22 protein-coding genes and 1 riboswitch are annotated in these 24163 nt (G+C 43.6%); of the genes, 11 read left to right on the top strand and 11 right to left on the bottom strand.

The window, feature by feature from the left end:
• Nucleotides 1–20: 20 nt before the first annotated feature.
• The gene (locus DV872_RS12045; RefSeq protein WP_114630185.1) at nucleotides 21–716 is read right to left on the bottom strand and encodes a response regulator transcription factor; all 696 of its coding nucleotides are present in this window, start codon (nucleotides 714–716) and stop codon (nucleotides 21–23) included.
• Nucleotides 709–2460: a sensor histidine kinase KdpD gene (locus DV872_RS12040; RefSeq protein ID WP_114630184.1), complete on the bottom strand. Its 1752-nt coding sequence runs from the start codon at nucleotides 2458–2460 to the stop codon at nucleotides 709–711. Before DV872_RS12040 ends, DV872_RS12045 begins: the two co-directional genes overlap by 8 nt.
• A gap of 136 nt (nucleotides 2461–2596) precedes the next feature.
• On the opposite strand from DV872_RS12040, the gene DV872_RS12035 reads away from it, so the two are divergent.
• The 4 genes from DV872_RS12035 to DV872_RS12020 are packed head-to-tail and all read left to right on the top strand — an operon-like array spanning nucleotide 2597 to nucleotide 6920.
• Nucleotides 2597–4030: a hypothetical protein gene (locus tag DV872_RS12035; protein ID WP_114630183.1), complete on the top strand. Its 1434-nt coding sequence runs from the start codon at nucleotides 2597–2599 to the stop codon at nucleotides 4028–4030.
• A 3-nt stretch (nucleotides 4031–4033) separates the two neighbouring features.
• Nucleotides 4034–5032: an efflux RND transporter periplasmic adaptor subunit gene (locus DV872_RS12030; RefSeq protein ID WP_114630182.1), complete on the top strand. Its 999-nt coding sequence runs from the start codon at nucleotides 4034–4036 to the stop codon at nucleotides 5030–5032.
• A gap of 11 nt (nucleotides 5033–5043) precedes the next feature.
• On the top strand, nucleotides 5044–5733 hold the full coding sequence (locus DV872_RS12025; protein WP_114630181.1) for an ABC transporter ATP-binding protein: 690 nt from the start codon (nucleotides 5044–5046) through the stop codon (nucleotides 5731–5733).
• Nucleotides 5727–6920 (top strand): ABC transporter permease, encoded by a 1194-nt coding sequence (locus DV872_RS12020; RefSeq protein WP_114630180.1) that lies wholly within the window; start codon nucleotides 5727–5729, stop codon nucleotides 6918–6920. Before DV872_RS12025 ends, DV872_RS12020 begins: the two co-directional genes overlap by 7 nt.
• On the opposite strand, the gene DV872_RS12015 is transcribed toward DV872_RS12020, so the two are convergent.
• From DV872_RS12015 to DV872_RS12000, 4 genes are all read right to left on the bottom strand, one after another.
• Entirely contained in the window at nucleotides 6921–7892 is a 972-nt protein-coding gene (locus DV872_RS12015; protein WP_114630179.1) for a bifunctional oligoribonuclease/PAP phosphatase NrnA, read from the bottom strand. It lies immediately after the preceding gene.
• Nucleotides 7893–8003: 111 nt separating this feature from the next.
• Nucleotides 8004–8840, bottom strand: a complete 837-nt coding sequence (locus DV872_RS12010; RefSeq protein ID WP_158546942.1) for a nickel/cobalt transporter — start codon at nucleotides 8838–8840, stop codon at nucleotides 8004–8006.
• 46 nt (nucleotides 8841–8886) lie between these two features.
• Nucleotides 8887–9513, bottom strand: a complete 627-nt coding sequence (locus DV872_RS12005) for a DUF1007 family protein (RefSeq protein WP_158546941.1) — start codon at nucleotides 9511–9513, stop codon at nucleotides 8887–8889.
• 67 nt (nucleotides 9514–9580) lie between these two features.
• Complete coding sequence (locus DV872_RS12000) at nucleotides 9581–10132, bottom strand: NUDIX hydrolase (RefSeq protein ID WP_114630176.1); 552 nt, start codon at nucleotides 10130–10132, stop codon at nucleotides 9581–9583.
• Between the two features lie 140 nt (nucleotides 10133–10272).
• Nucleotides 10273–10465: riboswitch (cobalamin riboswitch) on the top strand.
• Between the two features lie 113 nt (nucleotides 10466–10578).
• Here DV872_RS12000 and DV872_RS11995 point away from each other — a divergent pair.
• Genes DV872_RS11995 through DV872_RS11980 form a run of 4 tightly spaced genes read left to right on the top strand, consistent with a single transcriptional unit; the run spans nucleotide 10579 to nucleotide 15353 of the window.
• A complete protein-coding gene (locus DV872_RS11995; RefSeq protein WP_147283158.1) occupies nucleotides 10579–11073 on the top strand; it encodes a hypothetical protein in 495 nt (164 codons plus the stop codon).
• Nucleotides 11074–12015: a hypothetical protein gene (locus DV872_RS11990; protein ID WP_114630174.1), complete on the top strand. Its 942-nt coding sequence runs from the start codon at nucleotides 11074–11076 to the stop codon at nucleotides 12013–12015.
• Between the two features lie 42 nt (nucleotides 12016–12057).
• Entirely contained in the window at nucleotides 12058–13983 is a 1926-nt protein-coding gene (locus tag DV872_RS11985) for a TonB-dependent siderophore receptor (protein ID WP_158546940.1), read from the top strand.
• The gene (locus DV872_RS11980) at nucleotides 13983–15353 is read left to right on the top strand and encodes a beta-propeller domain-containing protein (RefSeq protein ID WP_114630172.1); all 1371 of its coding nucleotides are present in this window, start codon (nucleotides 13983–13985) and stop codon (nucleotides 15351–15353) included. Before DV872_RS11985 ends, DV872_RS11980 begins: the two co-directional genes overlap by 1 nt.
• A 7-nt stretch (nucleotides 15354–15360) precedes the next feature.
• Here the strand turns inward: DV872_RS11980 and DV872_RS11975 are convergent, their stop codons facing one another.
• Together DV872_RS11975 and DV872_RS11970 are read right to left on the bottom strand one after the other, a co-directional pair.
• Nucleotides 15361–16077 carry an energy transducer TonB gene (locus tag DV872_RS11975; protein WP_114630171.1) on the bottom strand — a complete coding sequence of 239 codons (717 nt, stop codon included), beginning with the start codon at nucleotides 16075–16077 and terminating at the stop codon, nucleotides 15361–15363.
• A gap of 8 nt (nucleotides 16078–16085) precedes the next feature.
• A complete protein-coding gene (locus DV872_RS11970; RefSeq protein ID WP_114630170.1) occupies nucleotides 16086–17249 on the bottom strand; it encodes an iron-containing alcohol dehydrogenase in 1164 nt (387 codons plus the stop codon).
• A gap of 162 nt (nucleotides 17250–17411) precedes the next feature.
• Between DV872_RS11970 and DV872_RS11965 the strand changes: the two genes are divergently transcribed.
• Together DV872_RS11965 and DV872_RS11960 are read left to right on the top strand one after the other, a co-directional pair.
• Nucleotides 17412–17798 (top strand): MerR family transcriptional regulator, encoded by a 387-nt coding sequence (locus DV872_RS11965; protein ID WP_114630169.1) that lies wholly within the window; start codon nucleotides 17412–17414, stop codon nucleotides 17796–17798.
• Between the two features lie 97 nt (nucleotides 17799–17895).
• The gene (locus tag DV872_RS11960) at nucleotides 17896–18519 is read left to right on the top strand and encodes a hypothetical protein (protein ID WP_114630168.1); all 624 of its coding nucleotides are present in this window, start codon (nucleotides 17896–17898) and stop codon (nucleotides 18517–18519) included.
• Nucleotides 18520–18554: 35 nt separating this feature from the next.
• Here DV872_RS11960 and DV872_RS11955 read toward each other — a convergent pair whose 3' ends face one another.
• Nucleotides 18555–19403: a VIT1/CCC1 transporter family protein gene (locus DV872_RS11955; protein WP_199563466.1), complete on the bottom strand. Its 849-nt coding sequence runs from the start codon at nucleotides 19401–19403 to the stop codon at nucleotides 18555–18557.
• A 178-nt stretch (nucleotides 19404–19581) separates the two neighbouring features.
• Between DV872_RS11955 and DV872_RS11950 the strand changes: the two genes are divergently transcribed.
• Entirely contained in the window at nucleotides 19582–20370 is a 789-nt protein-coding gene (locus DV872_RS11950) for a GIN domain-containing protein (protein ID WP_114630166.1), read from the top strand.
• Between the two features lie 39 nt (nucleotides 20371–20409).
• Here the strand turns inward: DV872_RS11950 and DV872_RS11945 are convergent, their stop codons facing one another.
• Complete coding sequence (locus DV872_RS11945; protein WP_158546939.1) at nucleotides 20410–22059, bottom strand: Ig-like domain-containing protein; 1650 nt, start codon at nucleotides 22057–22059, stop codon at nucleotides 20410–20412.
• Nucleotides 22056–24110 carry a tetratricopeptide repeat protein gene (locus DV872_RS11940; protein ID WP_158546938.1) on the bottom strand — a complete coding sequence of 685 codons (2055 nt, stop codon included), beginning with the start codon at nucleotides 24108–24110 and terminating at the stop codon, nucleotides 22056–22058. The genes DV872_RS11945 and DV872_RS11940 overlap by 4 nt, the downstream gene beginning before the upstream one ends.
• Nucleotides 24111–24163: the final 53 nt, after the last annotated feature.

Genomic DNA, 24163 nt, shown 5'->3' with positions numbered 1-24163 from the left:
GAAGTCTGACAAAACATGTATCACCCGATAAACTTATATCCCCTCTTGGTAACTGTCTGAATATACCGCGGCTTTCGGCCTGTATCTTCCAGCTTCTGCCGCAGCCATGAGATGTGGACATCTACTGTCCGGGTTGAGGGAATAGAGTCGTAACCCCAGACATTGTCCAGAAGCTCATCCCGTGAAAGAACCTTATCTTTGTTGCTTACAAGGAACAGTAACAACTGATATTCACGGCTGGATAAAGCAATGACAGCTCCATCTCTGTACAGCTCCTTCTCTTCACTGTTTAAGGAGAACGCACCGAATTCATACACTGTTTCCAGAAAATTATCCCTTTTCCCAGTACTCGGACTACGACGTAATACAGCTTCAATCCGTGCAATCAGTTCCATGGGATCAAAGGGTTTTGCAAGATAGTCATCAGCACCGATTTTCAAGCCCAGAATCCGGTCAAAGACCTCCCCCCTGGCTGTCACCATAATCACTGGAGTCAAAAATCCTTGATCCCTGAGATCTCGACAGATAGTGATCCCGTCTTTACCGGGCAGCATCAGATCCAGCAGGATTAAATCATATTCACCTCGGCAGGCCATCCTGAATCCTTCCTCTCCATCCGAAGCAAGATCTACTTTATATCCTTCCGAAACCAGCCGGTCACCCACCGCCATGGCGGCTCCGGGTTCATCTTCAATCATCAGAATTCTTTTAGACATGCTCAGTCTCCTCATTGGAAGACACAGGTAGATAGACAGTAAAAATACTGCCTTTCTCCTCTCTACTCTGAATTATCAATGTTCCCCGTTCTCTATGAATGACCCTTTCCACAATACTAAGTCCCAGACCACTACTGTGAATTTGTTCTTTCCGAGTCCTTTCTCCTCTATAGAAAGGTTCTCTTATCTTCTCAAGCTCAGATTTAGGAATTCCTCGGCCTTTGTCCTCAACGGTCAAAACCAGATCCTCCCAAAGGGTAGCACTCACTCGTATCCATTTACCCGCAGCCCCATGAGTCAGGGCATTGGAAAGGAGATTAGAAAGAATCAATTTAACAGCTTCCCGGTCTCCATAGTACTCTGAATCAGTCGATATTTCTTCTATTAAACTGATTCCCCGTTCCTTACAAAGAATACGAAAAGGATGCAGCCCTTCATCCAATACATCTCTTAAAGGAAATTGCTGACGTTCCATTTTCCTCTGTGTAACTCCCGAATAGCTCAGAATGCTTTCAATCATGTCAGTCAGTCGGTGCCCCTCTTTCCTGATCATTTCACCGTAGCGGACAATGTCTTCCTTTTCACTGATGACACCATCGACCAGGTTCCCCGCCCCATTAATAATGATATGCAGAGGTGTACGAAGTTCATGGGTCAGGGTAGACACAAACTCCTCCTGCTTTATCAGCAGACTGAGATTTTCTCTATTAAATTTAGTTAATATCATCAGGGCCAGCCCCAGAAGAATCAGAGATAAATAACCCAGAATAACATAGGGTAGAATTTCAACTATGACCTGTGTCTCCAATGACCGCCTTCCGGGCAGATAAACAAAAAACCAGACATTTTGACCCTCGGGAATATTTTCCTTCCAGAAATTGAGTGTCATATCCTCAAATCTTAATTCCTTACTCCCCTTAATCTGCCAATAGTTAAGATAGTAGGAGTTCTCAATTTTGAGTTCCTTCAATTCAGATTTCAATTCTTCTGTAACCGTAGAATCCTCCATGAATAGGGAATCAAAAACTGTCACCGGTCCCATAGGAAGACTGTTTTCACCAATATCAAAACGAGGCAGTAGACTGTAGATAATTTTTTCTTCTTTACCGAACTGTACTATAGCCGGGCTCATTATATCTTCAGGCAGTATTGTATCCCCGAATATGGCTTCGGTTATGTGAGGGAAAACATCATTGATCAAAACTTCCTTATTCAGGATTAATACAGTAAAAACATCATGGTCCTCTGAATAGAGAGTCAGAGCGGGTATATCATTTTCAATACTGATAGTAAAAGATCCGTATTCAGGGAAAGCCGGATTAGTAATAATAGAAGAGGCCGTTTCTCTCCATTCATCATTTTCCAGAAGTTTGAACCTGCTTTGATCAAACTGGGTATAAACGGACTTATTCTCCGACATATCAATTCGGATTAATGCATCCAGAACTTCGGGAAATGGAGATTTATCAGCCCAGTATTTCATTCTTTTTTTCAGCAGCAGGTCCTGTTCTGCTTCAGGCAAATTAGAAGAGACATCGAAGAGCTCAGATAATACTCCCAGATTGATATCAAGCCTGTTATACCAGTTATAGGTATACTCTTCATAAAACTGCCTGTATTCGATCTCTCGATTTCTGCGTTCACCATCCTGCCACATCCCCAGCAATACCATTACCGTTAAAATGAGTACAAGATAAAGAATAGAGGTTCCCCTGGAATTCAGGACTGATTTAAGTCTGCTCATGGTTTCATTATAGAGCTAGAAAATGAACAGGAAAACCGGGGAGTTAGTGATTTAACATCCTTAACATCTTCTTTACAACTCCTTAATCCCTTTTATTTCAAACAACTGCAACATGGAAAAACTTAGGAGGTTACAGATGAAAATAAGATACTTACTACCTTTATGGCTTCTAATTCCCCACAGTCTGACTGCGGTTACTTTAGAAGAACTTTTCCAGAATGCCCGGACTAAAGATCAGTCTCTGGAAGCTATGAACGAAGAAGATATTCAAAGACTGAATCGATATAAACTGGAAGATCTGGAACAGGGATGGCAGTACGGGCTCTCCTCTGGAGAGATTGCCCATGAACAGTCGAGGAATGATGACAATACATTAAAACTTTCGGCTGCACCTTCTACTTCACTGACCCTACCCTATCCCCTGGAGACGAATATTACCCTGGGATCTCCCTTTATCCTGGACATGTCTGAAGGTACGGATTACTCAGTAACAGGAGAATTAAAAGTAAAACAGCCTCTCAATGGAATATTCGGAATAGAGCGTGATGAAAGACTGAAGATGGAACAGAGAGATAAAGAATCATTTGAGTCAGACCTGAACCGTTTCCGGCATTTAAGAAACCGGGAGCAGTCGGTGGTGAATCATCTAATTACAATCTACAACAAAGAGAAGGAGCTGCTGGACCTGCGGACCCAGGAATTGCGGAAATCTCTGGTTTGGGAGACCGCTGTCAGGTTCGGGACGATTGCCTCAGGAACCAAGGCTGAACTCACTCTGAAAATGGAGTTGAATAAGATATCCAGGGATAAACTTCAGCTTCAGCAGACAATAAATGAAGCTAAACAATCACTTGAATATCTGACAGGAGTCTACCTGACAGATCTACCGGAACTTCCTGATTTCTCACTGCCCGTCCTCCCGATGGATGAGAAGAGAATGGATGCGGCACAACTCAAACTCCAACGATGGGAAGTAGTGATAAAACAGAATGAATTACGTGAAACAAAATGGAGAGAACTTCCTCAGATTGCACTTACCGGCGGGATTGAGGCCAAAGGAGATCAGAAGGATGGAACAGCTTTCTCAGTCAATGACCAAAAGGGCAGCTTCGGCTTGGAAAGTATTGGTGAAACAGTAGATATCCGAGGTGGTGCTAAATTCGGAGAAAATGAGTTTGGTATCAACGGTAGTTTTTCATGGAAAACAAAAGACCGGCGAAAAGACCGTCTGGAAGAAAAAATCAAAGATTCAGAAGTAAAACAGCAGACCATGATCCTGGAAGATCTCTATCCTGACCATTTTGAGAAAGAGCAGGCAGTTATCACAAGGATCAATAATCTCCGGTTAAGGAAGAATAATACTGCCGAAGATTTCCAGATTGCAGAACAGGCTTTGAAGGAACAGAGCTACTCCCATGACAAAGGATTCATATCCGATATGGAGCTTGAGGAGAGCCGGATAGCACTGGATATTCTAAAATATGAACAACTGCTTCTAACTCTGGAAAGTGAAAATCTGCAGCTGGATATCGATAAGTACTATTTTACAGATGAAAGGAAGGACTATTAGAAAATGAGAAGGAAGAAAAACTCCAGAGAAAGAAGGCTGATTGCAGTCCTGTTAACTGCCTTACCGCTCCTGACCATTGGATGTTCAAAAAAGAGTGGAAATTTAACTGAACCTGACAATACCACCAGGACCTATAGGGTAATGAAAATCAAGGAACCTGGAACTATCCAGATAATAGGAAATATTGAAGCCGACAGATATTCCGAAATGGGCTTTCTGACCGGAGGGAAGATCCGTAAAATTCATGTTAAACAAGGACAGGATGTAAAAAAAGAAGAACTCCTGGCCGAACTTGAATCGGAACGGGATCTGCTTAACATCAAACTGAAAAAGGCTGAACTTGAAAAAGAGCTGTATTCGGGATCTCCCAGACAGGCGGAGATTATTAAACAGGAACTTTTAGCTTTAAATGAAGATCTGGAGAAAAAGAAAATTTTTGCTCCCTTCAATGGACGGATCGTCAATATTAAGGCTGTTGAAGGAGAGAACTTCCAGAACGAAAATGAGACATGGCTGATCAGCCTTATCAATAGGGAAAGAATGAAGGCCCTCGTAAATATTCAGGAACGGGATATTCCCAGAATTGCTGTTGGTCAGGCAGTTGAGTTCAGTTTTGACACTATCCCGGCGGAGGTATTTACAGGCAGAGTGTCTTCCCTCTCACCAGTGGGAAAAGTCATCAATGGATACGCGCAAATGGAAACTGAGCTGATAATGGAAAACCCTGATCCCAGAATATACCCCGGGTACTCATTTTCTGCTCTTATAGCAGTATCAGAAGCAAAGGAGATGCTTGTTCTGCCCCGGAATGTTATCGAGTGGAAGGATGACCAGATTTTTGTATCACTATGTGATGAGCCGGGAAATATAATTGAAAGACGGGAAATTGAAGCAAGTCCACTTAACCGTAATCAGGTAATGATCAATTCCGGCCTGAAGGAGGGAGATATGGTGACTCTACCGATAACGACTCAGGAATCCGACATGGGAATGCTGTTTTAAAGGAGATAGGAATGGAAAAAGATTCAAATGAAATTATTTCAATCAATAACGTCTCCCGCTGCTACACCATGGGAGAGAATAAGGTAATGGCTCTCAATGGTGTATCCCTTTCCATAATGAAAGGAGAACTGACTGCCATTATGGGGCCTTCAGGTTCTGGAAAGTCGACAATGATGAACCTGCTGGGTTGTCTGGATAAACCAAGTTCAGGGCAGATAAGTATAAACGGACGTTGTACAGCCGATTTGAATCCAGCTCAATTGGCAGTTTTGCGTAATAAAGAGGTCGGTTTTATATTCCAGCAATTTAATCTTTTGCCAAAACTCTCACTTATTGAGAATGTTGCCACCCCCCTGCTTTATGCGGGAGTTTCATCTGCGGAAAGGCAAAAGAAGGCAATAAAGGCTCTGGGTGAAGTGGGACTGGGTAATCGTCTCTCTCATAAACCCACAGAACTTTCGGGGGGACAGAAACAGCGGGTTGCTGTAGCCAGGGCACTGATCAATGACCCTGCTATTATTCTGGCTGATGAGCCAACCGGAGCCCTGGACTCCCATACCGGAGAAAAGATTCTATCTCTTTTTAAAGAGATAAACAGTAAAGGAAGAACAGTCATAATCGTTACACATGATCCAAAAGTCGCAGAGCAATGCGGCCGGACAATCCGGCTGAAAGACGGTGAGGTATTACAGGAATGCTGATTGAAAACATCAAACTGGCTTTTACGAATTTCTATGGCAGCAAGATGCGCACCTTTCTATCCCTGCTGGGAATACTGATAGGTGTGACATCTGTGATACTGATCACGACACTGGGAGAGAGTGCGACTGCCAATATACAAAAAGATATTGCAAAAGAGGGAATGGATCTTATTACTGCATATAGAGGATGGGTGGAACAGCCTCTTCCTGACATGTATGCCCCGGAGGTAGGTACACTGGCAGCCAAACAGGTAAGTGGAATCAAAAAAGTGTCTCCAGTTTTCTCGACAAATGCGATAACCTCATCCCTCTTCAAAGAAGCTGGAAGCGATATAAAGGTTGTGTATCCTGCTTTCTTTGAAATGAACAGACTGTCGGCTGCATCGGGAGACCTGTTTCCTCTCTCTGAACCTTACTTTGAAAAGGATATTGTAATACTGGGGAACGGTGCTGCCAGAGCTCTATTTCCTTATGGAAACAGTATAGGAAAAAAGGTGAATATCAACTTTGACAACGGCATTATCCGCCAATATGAGGTTGGAGCTGTTCTTACAAGCAGGGGTGGTGGAATGATGGAAGATTTTGATAATACCATCTACATGCCTTATGAAAACTATTCCCGGAAAGTCGGACAGATCAAGGAGGTAAGCAGTTGGATATTCCAGGTCCGCTCTCCCAAGGAGAGTCTAGCCGTTTCAAAGAATCTGGAACAATGGTTTCGAAGGTATGGAAATGAGCAGGATGCATTTTTCATCATGTCTGCATCCTCTGTCTCCAACATGTTTAAATCAATCACAAAAACTCTGAAAATGGTACTTGGGAGCATTGCAGGAATATCCCTGCTTGTTGGGGGTATCGGGATTATGAATATAATGCTTGTCTCTGTGACTGAAAGGATTAAGGAGATAGGAATCCGTATGGCCCTGGGTGCCTCTCCCCGGGATATAAGATCACAGTTTCTTATTGAAGCCGTCTGTCTGACATTTACAGGAGGTATTCTTGGAATTATGGCAGGGGCTCTGATTGGCTGGACTATTACGCATTTCCTGAAATGGCCATTTACCGCCTCGGTTCCGGTGTACATGCTGGCTATGGGTTTTTCGGTTACTGTTGGATTATTTTTCGGTCTATATCCTGCAATAAAGGCTTCCAGACTGGATCCTATTCAGGCCTTAAGCAGGGAGTGATCAATTCTCCAGAAAAGAGATTGCCCGGTGCCGAATAAAGGTATGGATGCTTCTGTTCTCCTCCAGCTTGCTATTGAGGAGAAAGCCTCCGGCCATTGATTTATGACCGCCTCCGAATCCCTTATCCTTCAGAATCGATTTCACCATGGCTTCCGCACTATGGCGAGGATCCATACTGCGAAGAGAGAACTTGATTCCCTCATTTCTGGGAGAGTAGGCAACGACCATATTTACCCCTGCAATGGAGAGAACGATATCTCCGGCAGCTCCCAGGAGTGAATCATTACAGTTATCCAGATAGAGAAAACCTATCTCATCATAAATCTCTACAGACTGAAATGCTTTGGCATAATCATTGAGATCATTCTTGGAGATCTGGTTCCCCTTCAACTGGGTGATCAGGGAGATATCAGACAGGCGATAGATATGGTAGAACATATTGATATCCAGCTCAGAAACTCCTCTTGAGAGATCACTGGTATCCATAAATATTCCGTACAGAAGTGCCGTGGCGACATTCCTGGGTATCTCAATCTTATTTTCAATAAAATAATCGGCAATAATACTGGAACAGGCACCTATTTCAGGTCTCAGGTCACTGAAGCGGTATCCGCCATCTTTCTCATTAATCTCATGATGGTCGATACAGGCCACTTCATCTGTCACCAGGTCGGTCACATTGGAATTATGCTTCTGAACATCAACAAGTACGGTCCAATCCTCTTCACCCAGGGTCTCTACTGATGAGGCAGGTCTAATCTCAATTCCGAAAAGTTCAAGCATCTTCAGAGAATTGGCCTTCTCTACCTCGTTTTCATATACGATGACAGAATCAATCCCTCGTACCTTGAGAAGATACTGAAGGCCGAAGGATGCTGCAATGGCATCGGGGTCTGGAACATTATGAGGCTGAATAAATACCTCATCCGGAGCTTGTTTAAGAAGGGCTGCTAATTCATCCAGTTTAGTCATAACATGAGCATATAACAGCTTGTCCGGAAAAACCAGAAATATCTTCCGACCCTGGAAGCATTTATGCAGCAGCGAGCTATTTATATGAATTTCAATTCCTGAAAATCTTTTTTATCTCAGATAAGACAGCAGAAATGGATAAGACATTAACAGGGAAAAGAGCAGAAGAATAGTATAGCCTCCCAGCTCTGCAACAAGAGAAACAGAGTTCAAGGCTCTACTATTCTCTTTCAGACCTAAGAACAATCCTTTTTTACCCCAGTAAGCCAGATAACCGGCCAGACTGACAGGAAAGGCCATCCCCACAGACATAATCAGAACTGCAATAATCCCCTGGCTCAGCATATTCAGGGTCAGAGAAAAAATAAGAATCATTATGGCACCCGGACAGGGGAAAAAACCGGAAATGATTACTGACAGAAGAGAAACTTTACCCCCCTTTGCATCATCATGCCCCTTTCTATGATGGTAAATAGTATTGAGCAGAAGAAACAGAGAGAATAGTGCCAGAAAAACAAAAGTCCAGCCTTCAAGCAGAATAGCCGCGGAATCCAGTTGTCTGGATAAGAGGGGACCTGCGGTATTACGAAAGATAAGAATAAGCAGAACGGCACAGCCTCCATGGAGTATGGACAATAGAACTCCTACGCCAAGAGGTTCATACCACTGAGCCCTCCGGCTGAGAAAGATGGAAAACACAACTGTTTTTCTATGCCCGGGACCGGCTGCATGGAGCAGCCCATATAAGAAAGAGAGACCGTACAGAAGCCACATCACAGTGGAAGAGTCTCCGGACTCACCGGCAATAAACAGATCAGCCATCCGCTCTCTTAGCGTCAACTGCCAGTCAATCAGAAAACCATAACCGGGACCGGGACTGGTCATTACAGGCTTTTTTTCATCGGGACTCCCCAGGAATGGGTTGGCAGAGGCTGTAATCGGGATCAACAAGAGGCCAAGAAATAATATATGCAGTATGACCCTTCTCTCTCTTTCAGAATTCAATATGAATCTCACTGGGAATGAAGGTTTGCAGTCCGGGAAACCATTTATCATAGGTAGTCATATCTGAAGTCGAGGCATAGGGATCGTAATATACCGGGTAATCCCGATTCTCTTTTATTGAAAATTCCGGATTCAGCAGTTCCGGATCATACTGCAGGGCAACCGGTGCTTTTTCATCGTATCGGACCTGACAGAAAAAGGAGTAATCATATACTGCGATATAAAGATCCCGGCCCTGATAATCATCAAGGGGAATAAAGAAGCTGTAGGTTAATACTCTGTCCCTGTATCGTGCAGTGAAATCTTCTACACCCTCAGGGATAAAACGATCCTCCCCTTCTCGGAAGAAAGCAAAATAGTGGTATTTCTCCAGATTACTGAAGGCAAACTGATATATCTCTTTCAGCTCTTCCTTATCAAATTCCCCATCTGCATTCAGATCATATCCCTGAATAATATCTGCACTGAAGTACTTATCAAAATCCCATTCCAGCTGAATACCAGAGAGGCTGTCACCATCCCAGTGAACGATACAGCGGTTTGTAATTGACATATGGGGATGAGCAGTCAGCAGCTGTGCCGCGCAAAAAAAGATGAACAATAGAAGACTTTTCATTTGGTGCATGTTAGATACATACACCAAAGGCTGACTCATAGACAAGGGGTTCCTATTTATATTCGCTTCAAAAAACTTCCGGACATTTTTTTACCATCCTCATAACAGAAGGGCCGTCATTCAAGGTCCTGATATCTTCAATTATCATCCACTTCAGATCTTTGGACTCAGAGCTTATCTGCAGAGCTTCATCAGAATCCGCCTCTATCAGAAAGCGGAGATCAAAATGAAAATGCTCCTCGAGACCCTTACGCTCAGGAATCAGATGTGCATCAATATCATATAAATCAGAAGAAAGAAGTCTGACAGATTTCAGACCCGACTCTTCAGAGGCTTCCCTGATAGCGGCAGTAAAAACAGTCTCACCCTCTTCAATATGACCGCCAAGCTGCAGCCATAGGTCCAACTTGGCATGATGGGTCAGGAGAGCCATATCCCTATTATGATTAATGATCCAGGCGGATGCTGTGAAGTGTCCAATTTCCTGAGCTCTTGTAAGGGAATCACCCTCAGCCAGGAAAGCCCTGAACAAATTTACAGAAGCCAGCTCTTCTGGAAAATCGGCGCTGTATTTATTCAGTAGAGAATCAATGGAGGCATTATTTTGCAGTTCAATCATAATGAGATTTTAATACAAACAGGCTATTTATCAAACTCAAGGCAATAATCAATTGAACCATATGGCGTAAACCTTTATTTGTAATCAGGATTATGCCTTCCAGGGTTGTCTTAAATAAAATTATACAAAAGATTGTCCGATTTTTTATATATGATATTACTGATCAAGTCTTTAATTAAACAAGCAATATTTCAGAGGAAGTAAGGTGAAAAGCCTTCACGGACCCGCCACTGTAAGGGAGCAACGCTGACTGCAAAACCACTGGTTAACACCGGGAAGGGCAGTACAGCAGGCCCCGAGTCAGGAAACTCTGGTACTGCATAATATTTTATTTCAGGCTTCGTGGAATAAGCCGGGATATATGCTCCAGGACAAATTGTTTTAATAATAGAACTTTGATCTTTATGCTATTCCTGTCTTTTTTTCCGGCCGCTAAGGAAGGAAAAATGAAAAAAAATCTTGGTAAACTGGCTCTTCTCTTTATGGTTCTCTTTGTTGTTGCAGGCTTCATGTCTTGTGGTAATGATCTGGTTGATGAACCCCTGGCAATTATCGGTAATTGGGACATAGGTTACGGCAGTACACTAACTGTTACAGCTACAAAGTTCACAAACACAAGTTTCGATGACTCTGTATTTTTCTCTTATGATATTGTTGTTATTGATAACGATGACTGGAATGCATCAGAGAGCGGTGAAGGCAGCTACGGTTTTATTGTAGTTAAGTGTACCACCCCTTCAATTTACACCCCTGAAGCAAAAGATAAATTCATGGTAGTCCGCTGGCAGAATCTTGAAAGCGGAGAGACAAGTACAATGGAATTCGCTGAAGGTTCCGACTACCCGGCAAATACATACTTTGATACTTATAATGAGGCAATGAGCGGTGCCACAGGAGCTGCCGGCTTCTTTGGATATTTCTCAACAGCAACTCAGCTCTAAGTGATAAGATTCTTTTATAGAGCAGTCCTGGCAGCAGGGCTGTTTTTATCCATACTCAGCTGCGGTTCAAATGACGGACCTACCTCACCCTACACTCCGGAAACAAATGACGAAGATTTAAAATCATGGCAGGAAGTCCTGTCTGAAGATCCATCATATCCTGACAATGTTTACCTGACAGCGTTTATTGAATGGTCACCCGGAGTCGTAGGTTCCTCCCGGCAAAACGGAGAATATACTGACAGCGAAGGACGCCCATTAGTACAATTCACACAGGATGCCCTTGGTCCTCCTGAAGGATCAGGTTCAAACACCAGCGGAGATGGAAGCAGCTGTCCCCTGGGAATAAACGGATGGGGGATATGGCAATTCGATCCCGGCTATGTCATCAAAGATGGCTCGGGTGATGATTTTATAACCTTTACCAAAACATTTGCCTGGGGCAGTACAGCCGATGGTCTCTGCTGCGAGCTTGCCTTTGTGGAAGTTTCAGAAGATGGAACAACCTGGTATAAACCGGCTTTTGAAACTTATGATATAAATCCTCACCCGGACACAAGTAATGAGAACTATGTTTACAGAAATGTATCAGGACTCCATGGCAATGAACCTTCCTGGGCCAATTTTAGAAAAGACATTCAGGCAGAAGAATTGACTATGGTGGATGGAGTTGAGAAGTGGGTAGAGATTAACGGCAAAAAAATCAGCAGATATTTCTCATCAGATGATGAAAATTTGGGCGGTGTCCGTTTTGATCTCTCAGACTTTGTACTCACAACAGATTCCACTGTCTCATGGCCTTCTGAGGGAGAGATGAGATATCTCAAAATCATAGATGATGAGAACATCCTCGATGGCCAGGACTATGCCAAGGACTGGAGCCTGGGAGCTAATTTAATGGCAGCCATGGGAATCAACACAGCCCCTGCCGGAGGTAGCTGACAGGTGATACTCAATGGCAGATTAAAAAATATATTTATTATATTGATCCTCATACATACTCATACTACTGCGCTCTTCTCCGAAGACATAATCGTAATAGAAGAAGAGAAAACAGAAACCGATAATGAAGCCGGGCAGAAAACAAGTATTGAAAGAGAATTATGGGAACGCCGTGGTGCCAGAACTGTAGCTGAGGCCATAAATCTTTCTCCCGGAGTCACCATAACCCGATCCGGTACGACACTTGAACCTGCGGCTGTAAGTATCAGAGGTTCAAATGGGAAACAGGTTCTGATTCTTGTTAACGGGATTCCCCAGAACAACGGAAAGGGAGATCCCGTAAACCTCAATTCTTATTCTCTGACCAATATTGAAAAAATAGAAGTTATCAGAGGTGGTAACTCTGCGGTCTATGGCGAGGGGGCCATGGCTGGTGTAATCAACATTGTGACGAAAGACGAACCGGCCTATGTCCCGGAAGCTGAGCTGTTCCTCTCTGCAGGAGCCTTTCAGACCTGGAGAGGAGGCGGACGGGTCTTTGGTCCCTTAAGCCGGAGTGGTTCCCTGAGAGGCTCTCTTGCAGCCGAAGGAAGATACACAGGCGGGGAGTATGATTATCCCGGTTCTGAAGGAGATCTTGTCCGGACCAACAGCAAAGGCTGGGCAGCAAACGGACGCAGCGGTCTGGAATGGAATCCCGGCGGCTCTGAAGAGCATCTCCTCTCTTTGGACGGAAGCCTCTATTTCAGCGAAAGAGGAGTCCCGGGGATAATGGAGTTTCTGACTCCCGAAGCCGAACTTGAAGAATCAAGAAAGGATGCTTCTGTCAGTTACAGACTCACAGCATACCCCGGATTTCTCAGTCATCTGAAACTGAATACCTCATTTTCGTTTCTGAACCAGGAGAGCCATTATGAAAACCCGGCAGCCTCTGTGGATGAAGAACATGAAAATATCGGAATAAGCGGGAGCTCGGAGCTCTCCGGTCTGATTGAAAAAGGGAACTGGAAATTCACTCCTGTTCTTGGAATAAAACTCACAGGTGACAAGCTCGAATCTTCAAGTCTCCGCAGCAGTAATGGAACAAGTCTGCCGGGTACTGCATCTCAGAATTCAATGTCATTATTCTCAAGAATTGAGAGCAGCTATAAAAACTGGTCTGTTACCCCGGCCCTGCGTTGGGACTTTTCCGAAAGCGAATATGTGGGCTGGGAAAAACAGGATGATAATAAGGGAACCTGGTCTGTAACGACCTCCTATTCTCCCGGAACTTCCGACATAATTAAATTCAAAGGAAACACCGGAACATCCTACCATAACCCCGGGTTTGATGATCTTTTCTGGAGCAGTGGCTCCTTTGCCAGCGGCAACCCTGATCTTCTTCCCGAAGAGAGCTTCAACTGGGATCTGGGAGTATACTTCGGCCCGGCTGCCGGTTTCACTGTATCTTCTGTTTTTTATCAGAACTTCAGTACAAACCTTATTCAATGGCTCCCCTCTCCCGGTGGAACCTGGCGGCCCGTAAATATCGGAAAAGCTAAAATACAGGGTCTGGAGAATATGCTGAGCTGGCTTATACCCATCAAAAAAGGTTCACTCGGTTTTACAGAACTGAGAGGAAGCTATACATGGATGCAGGCTGTAGAAGATATGGACGGTTCGGTTCATCAGGGGAATCAACTGCCCTACAGACCGATGCATACAGCAGACCTTTCTCTCTCATACAGCCTTAAACAGACAAGCCTGACTCTCTCTTCCAGGTATATGGGATATCGTTTTACCAATATGGCAAATATAAAATACCTTGATGACGTATTAACCTTTGATACAGTTTTTAAGACTGGATTGAAGAACGGTCTTTATTTCAATGCAGGCATATTAAACATAACCGATATCCAATATACAGATAAACTTGGATACCCCGTTCCAGGACGTGAATGGACCATCGGCGGAGGATATAAATACTGATGAAAGCTTTCCGGAAAACATTCTTAATAATGCTCCCCTTTCTCTTTGTGATTATCTCCTGTAAACCGGAAATTGAATCCGAATATCAGGAATTCTACAATCAAAATTACAGCCATGTTCTCTTTATTCTGAGCGGAACTGCAGAATGTCTTGATGCCTTCAGCCCTGATGACGACAGGGTATATACCAATCTTCAGACAGTGGGGCATAACAGCGGCAGCGAAGCCTGGCCAAGTGACCTTTTTATCAGGGACAGCAGCATTTATACCATATGTTCCGGGCAGAATGTAGTTGAAAAATATGATGCCCTCTCTCTTGATTACCTTGGAAAGATCTACCTGAAAAACGGATTCAACCCTCTCCTTCTCAACCCTGTCGGTGATGAAGGTCAGGCTGTTGTCAGCGGATTTGCAAGTGATGAAATTGTTATGGTCAGCCTTGAGGATCTTACAATGACAGGCAGTTTTTCATCTGTGTATGAAGAAGTGACTTTAGCTGATGGTAGTCATAGAGAGAGTAAAACTGCCCCTACAACAAAAAATGCTGTTGGTGATAATCATTTCCGTTCTCCCAGCGGCATAGCAGCAACAGCTGACACTGTTTATGTCAGCAATGTCCGTTATGACAGCTCCATACTGCTAACCAACGGTTCGGGAGATCTGATCAGCTATGATGGAGCAAATGTAAGAGCCGCCGGATCATTCAGGGAAGCAACTCTTTCGATATTTTCAACGGATACATCAAATCAGACCACAACATTGGTCCGGGAGCTGAACCTGGATGATCTTTATACTCAATTAAGCGGTACAGATTACTTCCCCGGAAATGGCCTGAACCCTCAGTCACTGTTTGTTCTCAATGGAAAACTGCATGTTGTCTGCACTGGAACAAACGGAGGAGAGGAGAGACGCTACACAAGTGGAGAATATCGTCCTGAAGGTTATGACCTGGGTGATCCTATCCCTGGAACAGATCCTGATGACGGACTCATTCTTGTTATGGATATTTCTGATGCTCAAAATCCTGTTTTAGAAAGTGTGATAAGTATCGGAGGTTCACCTGTTGGATTCCGCTCATCCCGGGACAGCAGCAGAAATGTACTCTATCTGGCCGGAGTGGGAGGAATTCAATCTTACAATTATTCAACAGAACAGATTCTCCATGGCTCATCAGATCCGATATTGGCGGGTAGTGATCCATCAAAGGATTATTACTCATATATTCTGTTTGAGGATGACATCCTGTATATTTCCAATTTCACTAACAACAGCCTGAACAGGATTCAGGTATTAAATGATGGAACTTACAATTTACTGGATTCAAAAAGCTCCAGCGGTGGACCGGGCGCATTAGCCTTCTACACTAAATAAAGAAGTTTTAAATGAGCCGGAATGAGAAAGTCTTCTTAAGTTTCAGACCGGCATTTTCTTTGCTGAACCGCCAGCGTTTCTTCACCGTATCAAGTACAGCCTGATCCAGAACCTCATAACCCGAACTCTGATTTATCTCTATAACATCAGGTCGGCCCTTACTGTTCACAGTAAAATGGATCTGAACATCACCTTCCCATCCCATCTGCTTTGCTCTTGCAGGATAAACAGGTGCTGGAATTCTGATATTACTCAGGGACATACTTTCTAGATCAGAATATTCGTCTCCCGGTTGAGAGACTGGAGAAATCGGACTTGCGGCATTGCGTTCTGAGTCAGTCAAAACTGACTCAAGACCAGGAGTCCCCTCCTCAACCTGAGAAACAACCTGAGGAGCAACCTGCGAAACGTCATCAACTATTGGAGATTCAGACTCAGAGACCAACGGGGCGTCCACCACCGGCTCAACCACCACCGGCTCAACCGCAACAGGCTCAGGAGTCTCTTCAACGACAGGAAGCTCTTGAATCGAAGGTCCGCCACTCTCCACCAGATGACTTATGACATTCCGGAATTCGATCTGTACAGATTTAAATTCCTGAGCTGCTGACACAGGTTTTCTGACATTGTAATTATTCAGAACCCCAAACAATACACCATGCAGCAGCAGGGAGATTGCAAGGGCTTTCACCAGGGGTTCTTTAAATACAGAGACAGAAATCATTTATATCCTCAGGAATAGGCAGCCTTCATGATCTCGATTGTATCTTCGACTGCCAGGGTTTTCCGGTCCATCTCATAGAGTCCGCCCATTGCGTGATGAGCATTCTTAGCAAGGGCCGGGATTTCGTCTTCCATAATACCATAATCAGACATCTTGAGGGCAGACACACCACAGGCTTTCTGCATCTTTTTCAGGGCAGTGATGAAGTCTTCCGACCGATCTCCAGGCTCACCCATAACCTTTGCCATATCCATCAGTCTTTCAGGACAGATTTTACTAAAATATGTGAAATAGGACTCCGAAAGCATGATCAGACCTGCACCATGAGCCAGTTTAGGATAGAAGGCACTCATGGCATGTTCCATGGAGTGTTCTGAAGTACAGGAGGATGTGGATTCAACCATTCCAGACAGTGTATTAGCCAGAGCCACATCAGTGCGGGCATCCAGATCATCACCATTTTTGACGGCTTTGGCGAGACTCTTATACAGAAGCTCTATACTCTTCAGAGCAAAAGCATCACTCACGGGAGTGACAATATTGGCAATATACCCTTCAGTAGCGTGAAAAAAGGCATCAAATCCCTGATACGCTGTAAGGTGGGGGGGGATAGAGAGCATCATCTCAGGATCGACAATGGAGAGAACAGGAAAGGTAGCCTCAACACCGAATCCGACCTTTTCCTTCAGTTCTTCATGAGTAATAACAGTCCATGGGTCTGCTTCTGTACCTGTACCTGCAGTTGTGGTTACAGCCACAATAGGGAGAATCTCTTTTGTAAAAGACTGACCCTTACCGCTTCCATCACTCACATAGTCCCAATAATCTCCGGGATTATTAACCATCATGGCAATACTCTTGGCGGCATCAATACTGCTTCCACCACCCAGTCCAAGGATAAAGTCACAGCCCTCTTCCCGAGCCATGGCAGCTCCTTCCATTACATGAGACTTAATGGGATTGGGGAGAATCTTGTCAAACACAGCAGATTCGACACCGTTCTGTTTCAGAAGCTCTTCAACCTTCTGCAGATAACCGAACTTCCGCATGGACGTTCCCGATGATATTACGATAAGAGCTTTCTTACCGGGAAGACTGTCAGTTCCCAGTTTATTGATTGATCCCGCACCGAAATGAACTCTGGTGGGAATATAGTAGCTGAAATTATTCATATGAATCTCCTGGAAATGATTATACTATGGACCTTGAAGGATCTCATTGATCTCCCGCCTCAGTGCATAGGAGTATCATTATTAACCATTCTAGAACCTCGAGTCAGCTCTAAGTCAATATACAATCTTGTTTTTTTATATTTCCATCCCTAAGATAGACAAATGACAAATACAGAATCAAATGCATATTCCATGAAAGAAGTGAAAGATCTGACAGGACTATCAGACCACACACTGAGATACTATGAAAAAGACGGCATCCTGGCAGAGATCAGAAGACAGAAAAATGGGCACAGACGTTATGAGAAACAGGATCTGGACTGGCTGGATTTTGTGATCTGCCTGAGATCAACAGGGATGCCCCTTTCTACTATCCGCAAGTACAGAGAACTGATGGAACAGGGCGATTCCACCGCAGAAGAGAGAAAAGACCTCCTCCTTGAGCAGAAAGAATCTTTGCTTGAGGAAATCACAACACTTCAGGACTCATTAAAACGGATCAGCTTCAAAATTGATTATTACGATCAGCTCTGCAGCAAGAATCCCTGACCTGCAGCAGATAAAAACATGAACATGTATATTTTTATGTAGCGGATTCGGGAATTCAGTTCTATAGTGATCTTGGAACAATATCCTGGAGGTATATATGCTGAATCAACCGGAAGTCACAGCTCAGGCATTGGCGAATCTACGCAAACTGGATAATTTCAACTGGATTATGGTTGTCTGTCTGGCCTTCGTGCTCTATGTGTACATGACTGCTATTGAGCACAAAAAATGGAATCAGATAGCTGCAGGACTGGCACTTTATGGAGTCCACTGGTTTGTAGAAATAGTGAATGCACTTATCCAGCATATATGGGGCCATGCTCTGTGGACAGCTACAGGGGGAACAAGCTTTCTGATCCTCGTGGGTGTGGGAATCGAAATCAGTTTTATGTTTTGTGTTGCCGGACTGATTCTGTCAAAAGTACTTCCTGAAGATAAGAATATGAAGATTCTGGGTATAAATAACAGGATAGTATTTGCCGTGGCTAATGCATTCCTGGTTGCCCTCATTGAGGTTCCCCTTGCGGCATCTCCGATCTTCCACTGGGTTTACCCATGGTGGGGCATGATCACGGTCTGGATCTTCATCTATATTCCCTTCTTTCTGGCAGCCTTTCTCTGCTATGACGCAAAACCAAAGACCAACAAAATATTTCTGGGCTCACTATATGCTCTGAATCTGATAATGATGCTGATATTTGTCCCATTGGGATGGATCTAGAATAAGAATAAACCGCCCCTTCCGGGGCGGCAGATTTAGATCTCCACTCCGATAAACTTCTTTACCAGAATACCGATCAGGAATGAGATTCCTGCAATACCCAAAGAAATTCCAGCCATCTCAAAAAAGCGTTTACTGAACACATAATCTTTGGCAACAGAGATATAAAAGTTAAATGCAAAAATAATAAGAACAGCAACAGCCAGAGTCACCCCCAGGCAGACAAAGTGATTGGAAAAGATAAAGAATGGCGCCACCAGAAGAATGACAGTAAAGATATATGCCACACCTGTGTAAAAAGCAGATTTGAGGGCATTGTCACCACCCTCATGACGGGTGGCAAGATACTCACTGGCCGCCATTGAAAAAGAAGCACTGATTCCGGTGATCAATCCTGTAATTCCGATCAGATCAGTATTCTGAAAGGCAATTGTATAACCAGTTAAAGCGCCGGTCAGTTCAACAAGAGCATCATTTAAACCAAGAACAATAGAACCAATATATTTAAGACGCTCTTCATCAAGCATGTCCATAAGCTCTTTTTCATGGCGCTGTTCATCTTCTACAATCTCATCCATAAAGGCCAGAGATTTATCTTCTGCTCCATAGGCTTTAACAGCCTGATTCTCACTCTTTTCAAGAAGCTTTATACCGAAGGTGATCCCGAAAATACGGATAAACCAGAGATTCAGAAGAACCCTGAATACTCTTGGCTTGAGATCCTTCCCGGTCACCGTTTTCAGGCGGCTGTAATGTTTCAGCTCATCTTTAGCCATAAGCCGAAGGGTTTTTTCATTGTTTTCATCTTTTACAAGATTGGCAATTTTATTGTAAAGGACATGAGCATCGCACTCGTCCTGCTGTTCAGAGATTAACCGTTTCATTGTCTGCGAATTTATTGTCATAAATTTCCTCATATACTTTTAGTGATACACAAATTATAGGGAAATCGTGAAGACCCTTAAAGGCATAACTGAATAAATGTTCTTTTAATAATAAAAAAGAAACAAATTTAATGTATAGTATTGTTGTATGTTATATCACTTAAAATAGGGGAATATTTTGAAAAAGATAAACAGACTCTTAATAATAGCAATAACAGTGAGCACCCTTGCCGGATGTTCCATGTTCAACCTGATCACAGGTTCAGGTGATGCAGTTGATACAAATTACGATTTCAACAGCTTCACAGCCGTTTCCATTAATGAGACCTGTGATCTGACAGTAGTTCAGGGAGACACATTCTCTGTAATAATCACCACCGATGATAATATCGCCGACTACCTGGAAGTCACAGAATCAGCCGGTACTGTATCCATTGCTCTGAAGTCCGGAAACTCCTATAACAATATAATTTTTGAAGCTTATATCACAATGCCTGTACTAAATGGACTGAGTGCAAACGGAGCCTCCGAAGCCGATGCTTCCGGATTCAGCAGCACCGAAACAATCACAGTGTCAGTGAATGGTGCCAGTGAAGTAGATATGGCATATACCAGTACTGCGGCAATCAGCGCATCTGTTGATGGAGCCAGTGATCTGATTTTCAGTACCCAGACCATCACCGGAGGTGTTAACCTTGACTGCAATGGTGCAAGCAATCTTGAGTTCAGCGCAGCAAATGGAAGCAGTAATGCAGATGTAAACTGTGATGGTGCCAGTGAAATAGATATGAGAGACTTCACAGCCAACAATGTTGTTGTAGAAATAGACGGCGCGAGTGATGCATGGGTCAACCTGACAGGGACCCTCTCCGGTTCAGTGCATGGAGCATCAGAGCTTAGATATAGAGGCACATTTACCATGGGAAATCTGGATGTGGAATTTGCGTCCAGTGCCGGTAGTTTTTGATTATTATAAAATCAGGTGATATTAATAATTCACCTGATTTCAAAGAAAAAATTTAGAACCCGTAAATGTATATACAGGGCTTGAAAATATAACTTCATCTCCAGAATCATATACTTCAAACCTCCAATAATAAGTTCTTCCAAATGTTAGAGTTGGAAATTCAGATTTATCGATATAAGAAAGGAGTCTTGTATCTGCACCTGTAAGATTGCCAAATTTATCATATACCGGATTAAGATATATTTCTATTTGACTTCTACTGGTTAAACCTATATAGGCCTTAAAATAGCTTCTTGAAGTGTATGCCTTTGATGAATATGCCCATGTTAAATCTCCAGTAAGATAAGACCCACTGGAAGGATAAATTGATGATGGGTAAATAAAATACGTATCATCAGCATCTGGAACTGTTGCACTGGATGCATTACCTGCACTATCAATACCTCTAAACCTAATAGTCTGATCATTTCCATAACTCATTACTGTCGTACCAGGGTAAGTTCGCCATGTGCTGGAACCATTAATGCTGTATTGGTAAGTGACAATATCTGAGTTAGTTGAGAATGTATAATTGGGTAGAGTATCGGAAGTAGGGTTCTCTTCTGCAACATCAGTTATTGATGGACCTGTATGCACTGGAGTAGCCGGGGCAACAGTATCTCTATGAATGGTTCTGGGGCTAGATGAAGTCTCATTCCCTACGTTATCAATAGCAGTAAGAATAATTTCATATTCTTCTCCCTCTGTTAGAGGAGTAGTAACTGTAGCACTGAGTGTATCCCCATTAGTAAAATTCAATTGCTCATCCGAGACATCGCTGCCTTCATACTCAGACCAACTGATACTAGCTACACCTGATGAAGAATCAGTTACTGTCGCTGAGATTGTAGGATTTCCACCATTAGCAATATTTCCATAAAGGATATCCCAGTTTATTGAAATAACCGGTCCTATGCTATCATGAATCGTTGATGCACTCTCAATCCTCGAAACATTGGCTGAGCGGGCTTCATTGATCATTCCGTCACGGAATTTAACATACAGTGAAGTCTCTCCATTAACAGCCTCGATAGGCACACCTATAACTTCCATGGGATTACTTGTTATTGCAATCCAGTCCGTACTCGCATTCACAGCATCACTGGAAGTGGCGATCGCATAAAAAGTAGCCCCCTCAGAAAAGAGGTTCACCGTTACCGTTCCACTAGAATACTCATCTTCTATCTCAACATAACCACGAGGATCATCATTGGTCGTAAAACTCCAGGACATACTTTCTCTGAGCAGACTGCCATCTGTCCCTTTCAATCCCTCAATAATCTCAACCGTGTACTGTTCCAGACCATCAAGATATGGATTCGCGGCAATTGTCAGAATATTTGAAGATTCATCAAAATCATATTCCAGTGTTTTTCTGTCTGAGGCAGCACCAAAGACATCCCCCTCTGCATCAAGGATTTTTACAAGCTCAGCAATACTTTCCATATCAATGGTTCTGTCAAACTCTATCCTCACCTCTTCTCCGGGGTTCGTAAAAAGCTGATTCTCATCGGGAGAGATACTCACGATTTCAAGATAGAGATCATTGGCGGCTTTTACATCGTCTTCGAGCTTATCAAGCAGAGCGGTGGGTGCCTTACACGAGGCTGCAAGCAATAGAATAATTAATGGGATTATCATTTTTTTCATTCTTCGCTCCATTCATCAATTTCACGGTTCTGGGCAGATGAAGCCCGGCCGATACCTGATGTTCCCAGATGGGAGATATTTTTTGCTGAATCAGGATTAATAGCAGCCAATGTGGCCAGTGCGGCGTTGGCAGTATCATAATCTTCAAGTTCTGAGCTGACTCGGGCCAGACCGACAAGTGCATTTTCACTGTCCGGTTTAACTGCAAGAGCCTTGCTGTAATAACGGGATGCCTGATCCGGATCTTCCAACAGGTAATAGATATTACCCATATTCATCAGACTGGGATAAAAATCCTTTTCCCGTATTACTTTATTAAACCAGGTCAAAGCATCGTCATAGAAACCATAACGGGCGTATGTAACACCCATCTTGTTGTAGAGGATGTGTGATTTACCATCTTCCTGAATCTGACGGTTGATAGAGGCGACCTGTCCGTTTATTTCCAGCTTAAGGAAACGGTTCAGTTCTTTTTCATGCTGCTCCAATACTTCATTGGGATTCGGGAGATAGGCGATTCCTACAGATTCATATTCGGCCGGAGGGTAGTACTCCCAGGCTTCTCTTACCGGGAAGAATCCATACTCTCCATTATTCTCTCTGATCTGACGGGCGCCAATCTGCCATGAATAAAGAAATCCGTCATCAACAAGGGTTACTTCAACCGGCAGCCATGGTTTTCCATCCACATACAGAAGGTTATCTGCACTTGGGAATTTTCTCTTTGCCTGCTGTTCACTGAGGCCCAGCTGATAGGCAACGTAGATATGCCCTGGAATTGTTATAAATGCAGCAGGGATACCGGAGGCTTCGAGCATGGAGGCATACAGGACCGAAAGGTCGTCACAGTCTCCACCCTGGGAAATCAGAGTCTGCTGAGGGAACTGAATGTAATCCACAACCAGCTCATTGGCTGACAGTTCGGTGTAGGCTGATGAGGGATCAACGACATAACCTAGACCATAAAGGGTCATGGCCTCAAAGAGCCCCATTCCTATCTGGAAATTCTTATCCAGAGCACCCACAGCATCGCGTCTCACCTTACCGGAGACACTTCTTGCATAACTGTAAACAAGGGGATTATTGGCTGTAACAAAGCAGGCAGCCTTTCTGTCATCATCCCAGGTCATGGCATTCTTATTGTTAATATAAACAGTCAGAGGAACCGACTCGGAATATGTTTTACCGTAGTATTCATACTCCACAGTAATTTCTCCGGCGACCTTCAAGCCTTCATTAATCTCAAAGATTCTCGTTGTAAACAGCCCCTGGAGAGGAATAGTTTCTGAGTCTCCCTTGGCCATGGTGTGAATTACTGTATCTGAATACTTTGGCTGATCCATATATTGGGGAACATAAAAACTGGTTCTGATATTTCTGATCTTCTCTGAAGAATTGTTTGTCAGCAGAACATCGCCCAGTGGATTTTCATCATACCAGGTGTAATACAGGGGATAGATCTCAGTGGTATTCGGGGTAAAATGGAGATCCGCACCCCTGGAACCGCTCTGAAATTTATATCCCAGTCCCAAAGAGATGGCGACTCCCTGATAAATTGTCCCGATGGATGATTGTCCCTGAAGATAACGAGCACCTACTCCCAGATCTACAGTGGGAGATAAACGGAATTTCACATCTGTTCCCGCGGTATAATAGGGGAATAAACCGGATTCATCCTGATACATTCCTAAAGAGGCGCCGCCCCCTCCCCAGGCTCTTAGTATGGTCCGAGGTAATGGACTGATCTTCACACCCGCATTGGCCCCAAAATTGAACATACTGAAAATGGTACTTCCCGCATTAATGGGAAGAACTCCATACTCAAGTTGAGGACCAAAATGGAGATATTTAAGGAAATTATCAGTCTTGAGATTAAATTCACCCTCCAGCAGCACTCCACCACCGAGAGAAAAGTTCTGTACGCCATCAGTGGCGGGTCCTAATGGAACCATCATCGTTGGCTGTGTCAGAATAGTAAAAGGACTTTCAGCCTGAACAAAGAAAACTGATAGAAAACACATGAGAAGGGTAAAGAATAATACTTTCTTCATAATCATTCCTATTCTTGTGCAATATTATTTTATAACATACTACCACAGAAGGA

This window comes from Oceanispirochaeta sp. M1 (assembly GCF_003346715.1).
Classification (GTDB): domain Bacteria; phylum Spirochaetota; class Spirochaetia; order DSM-2461; family DSM-2461; genus Oceanispirochaeta.
Note: the sequence above shows the minus strand (reverse complement) of the source record. Positions and strands in the feature narration are given on the sequence as shown.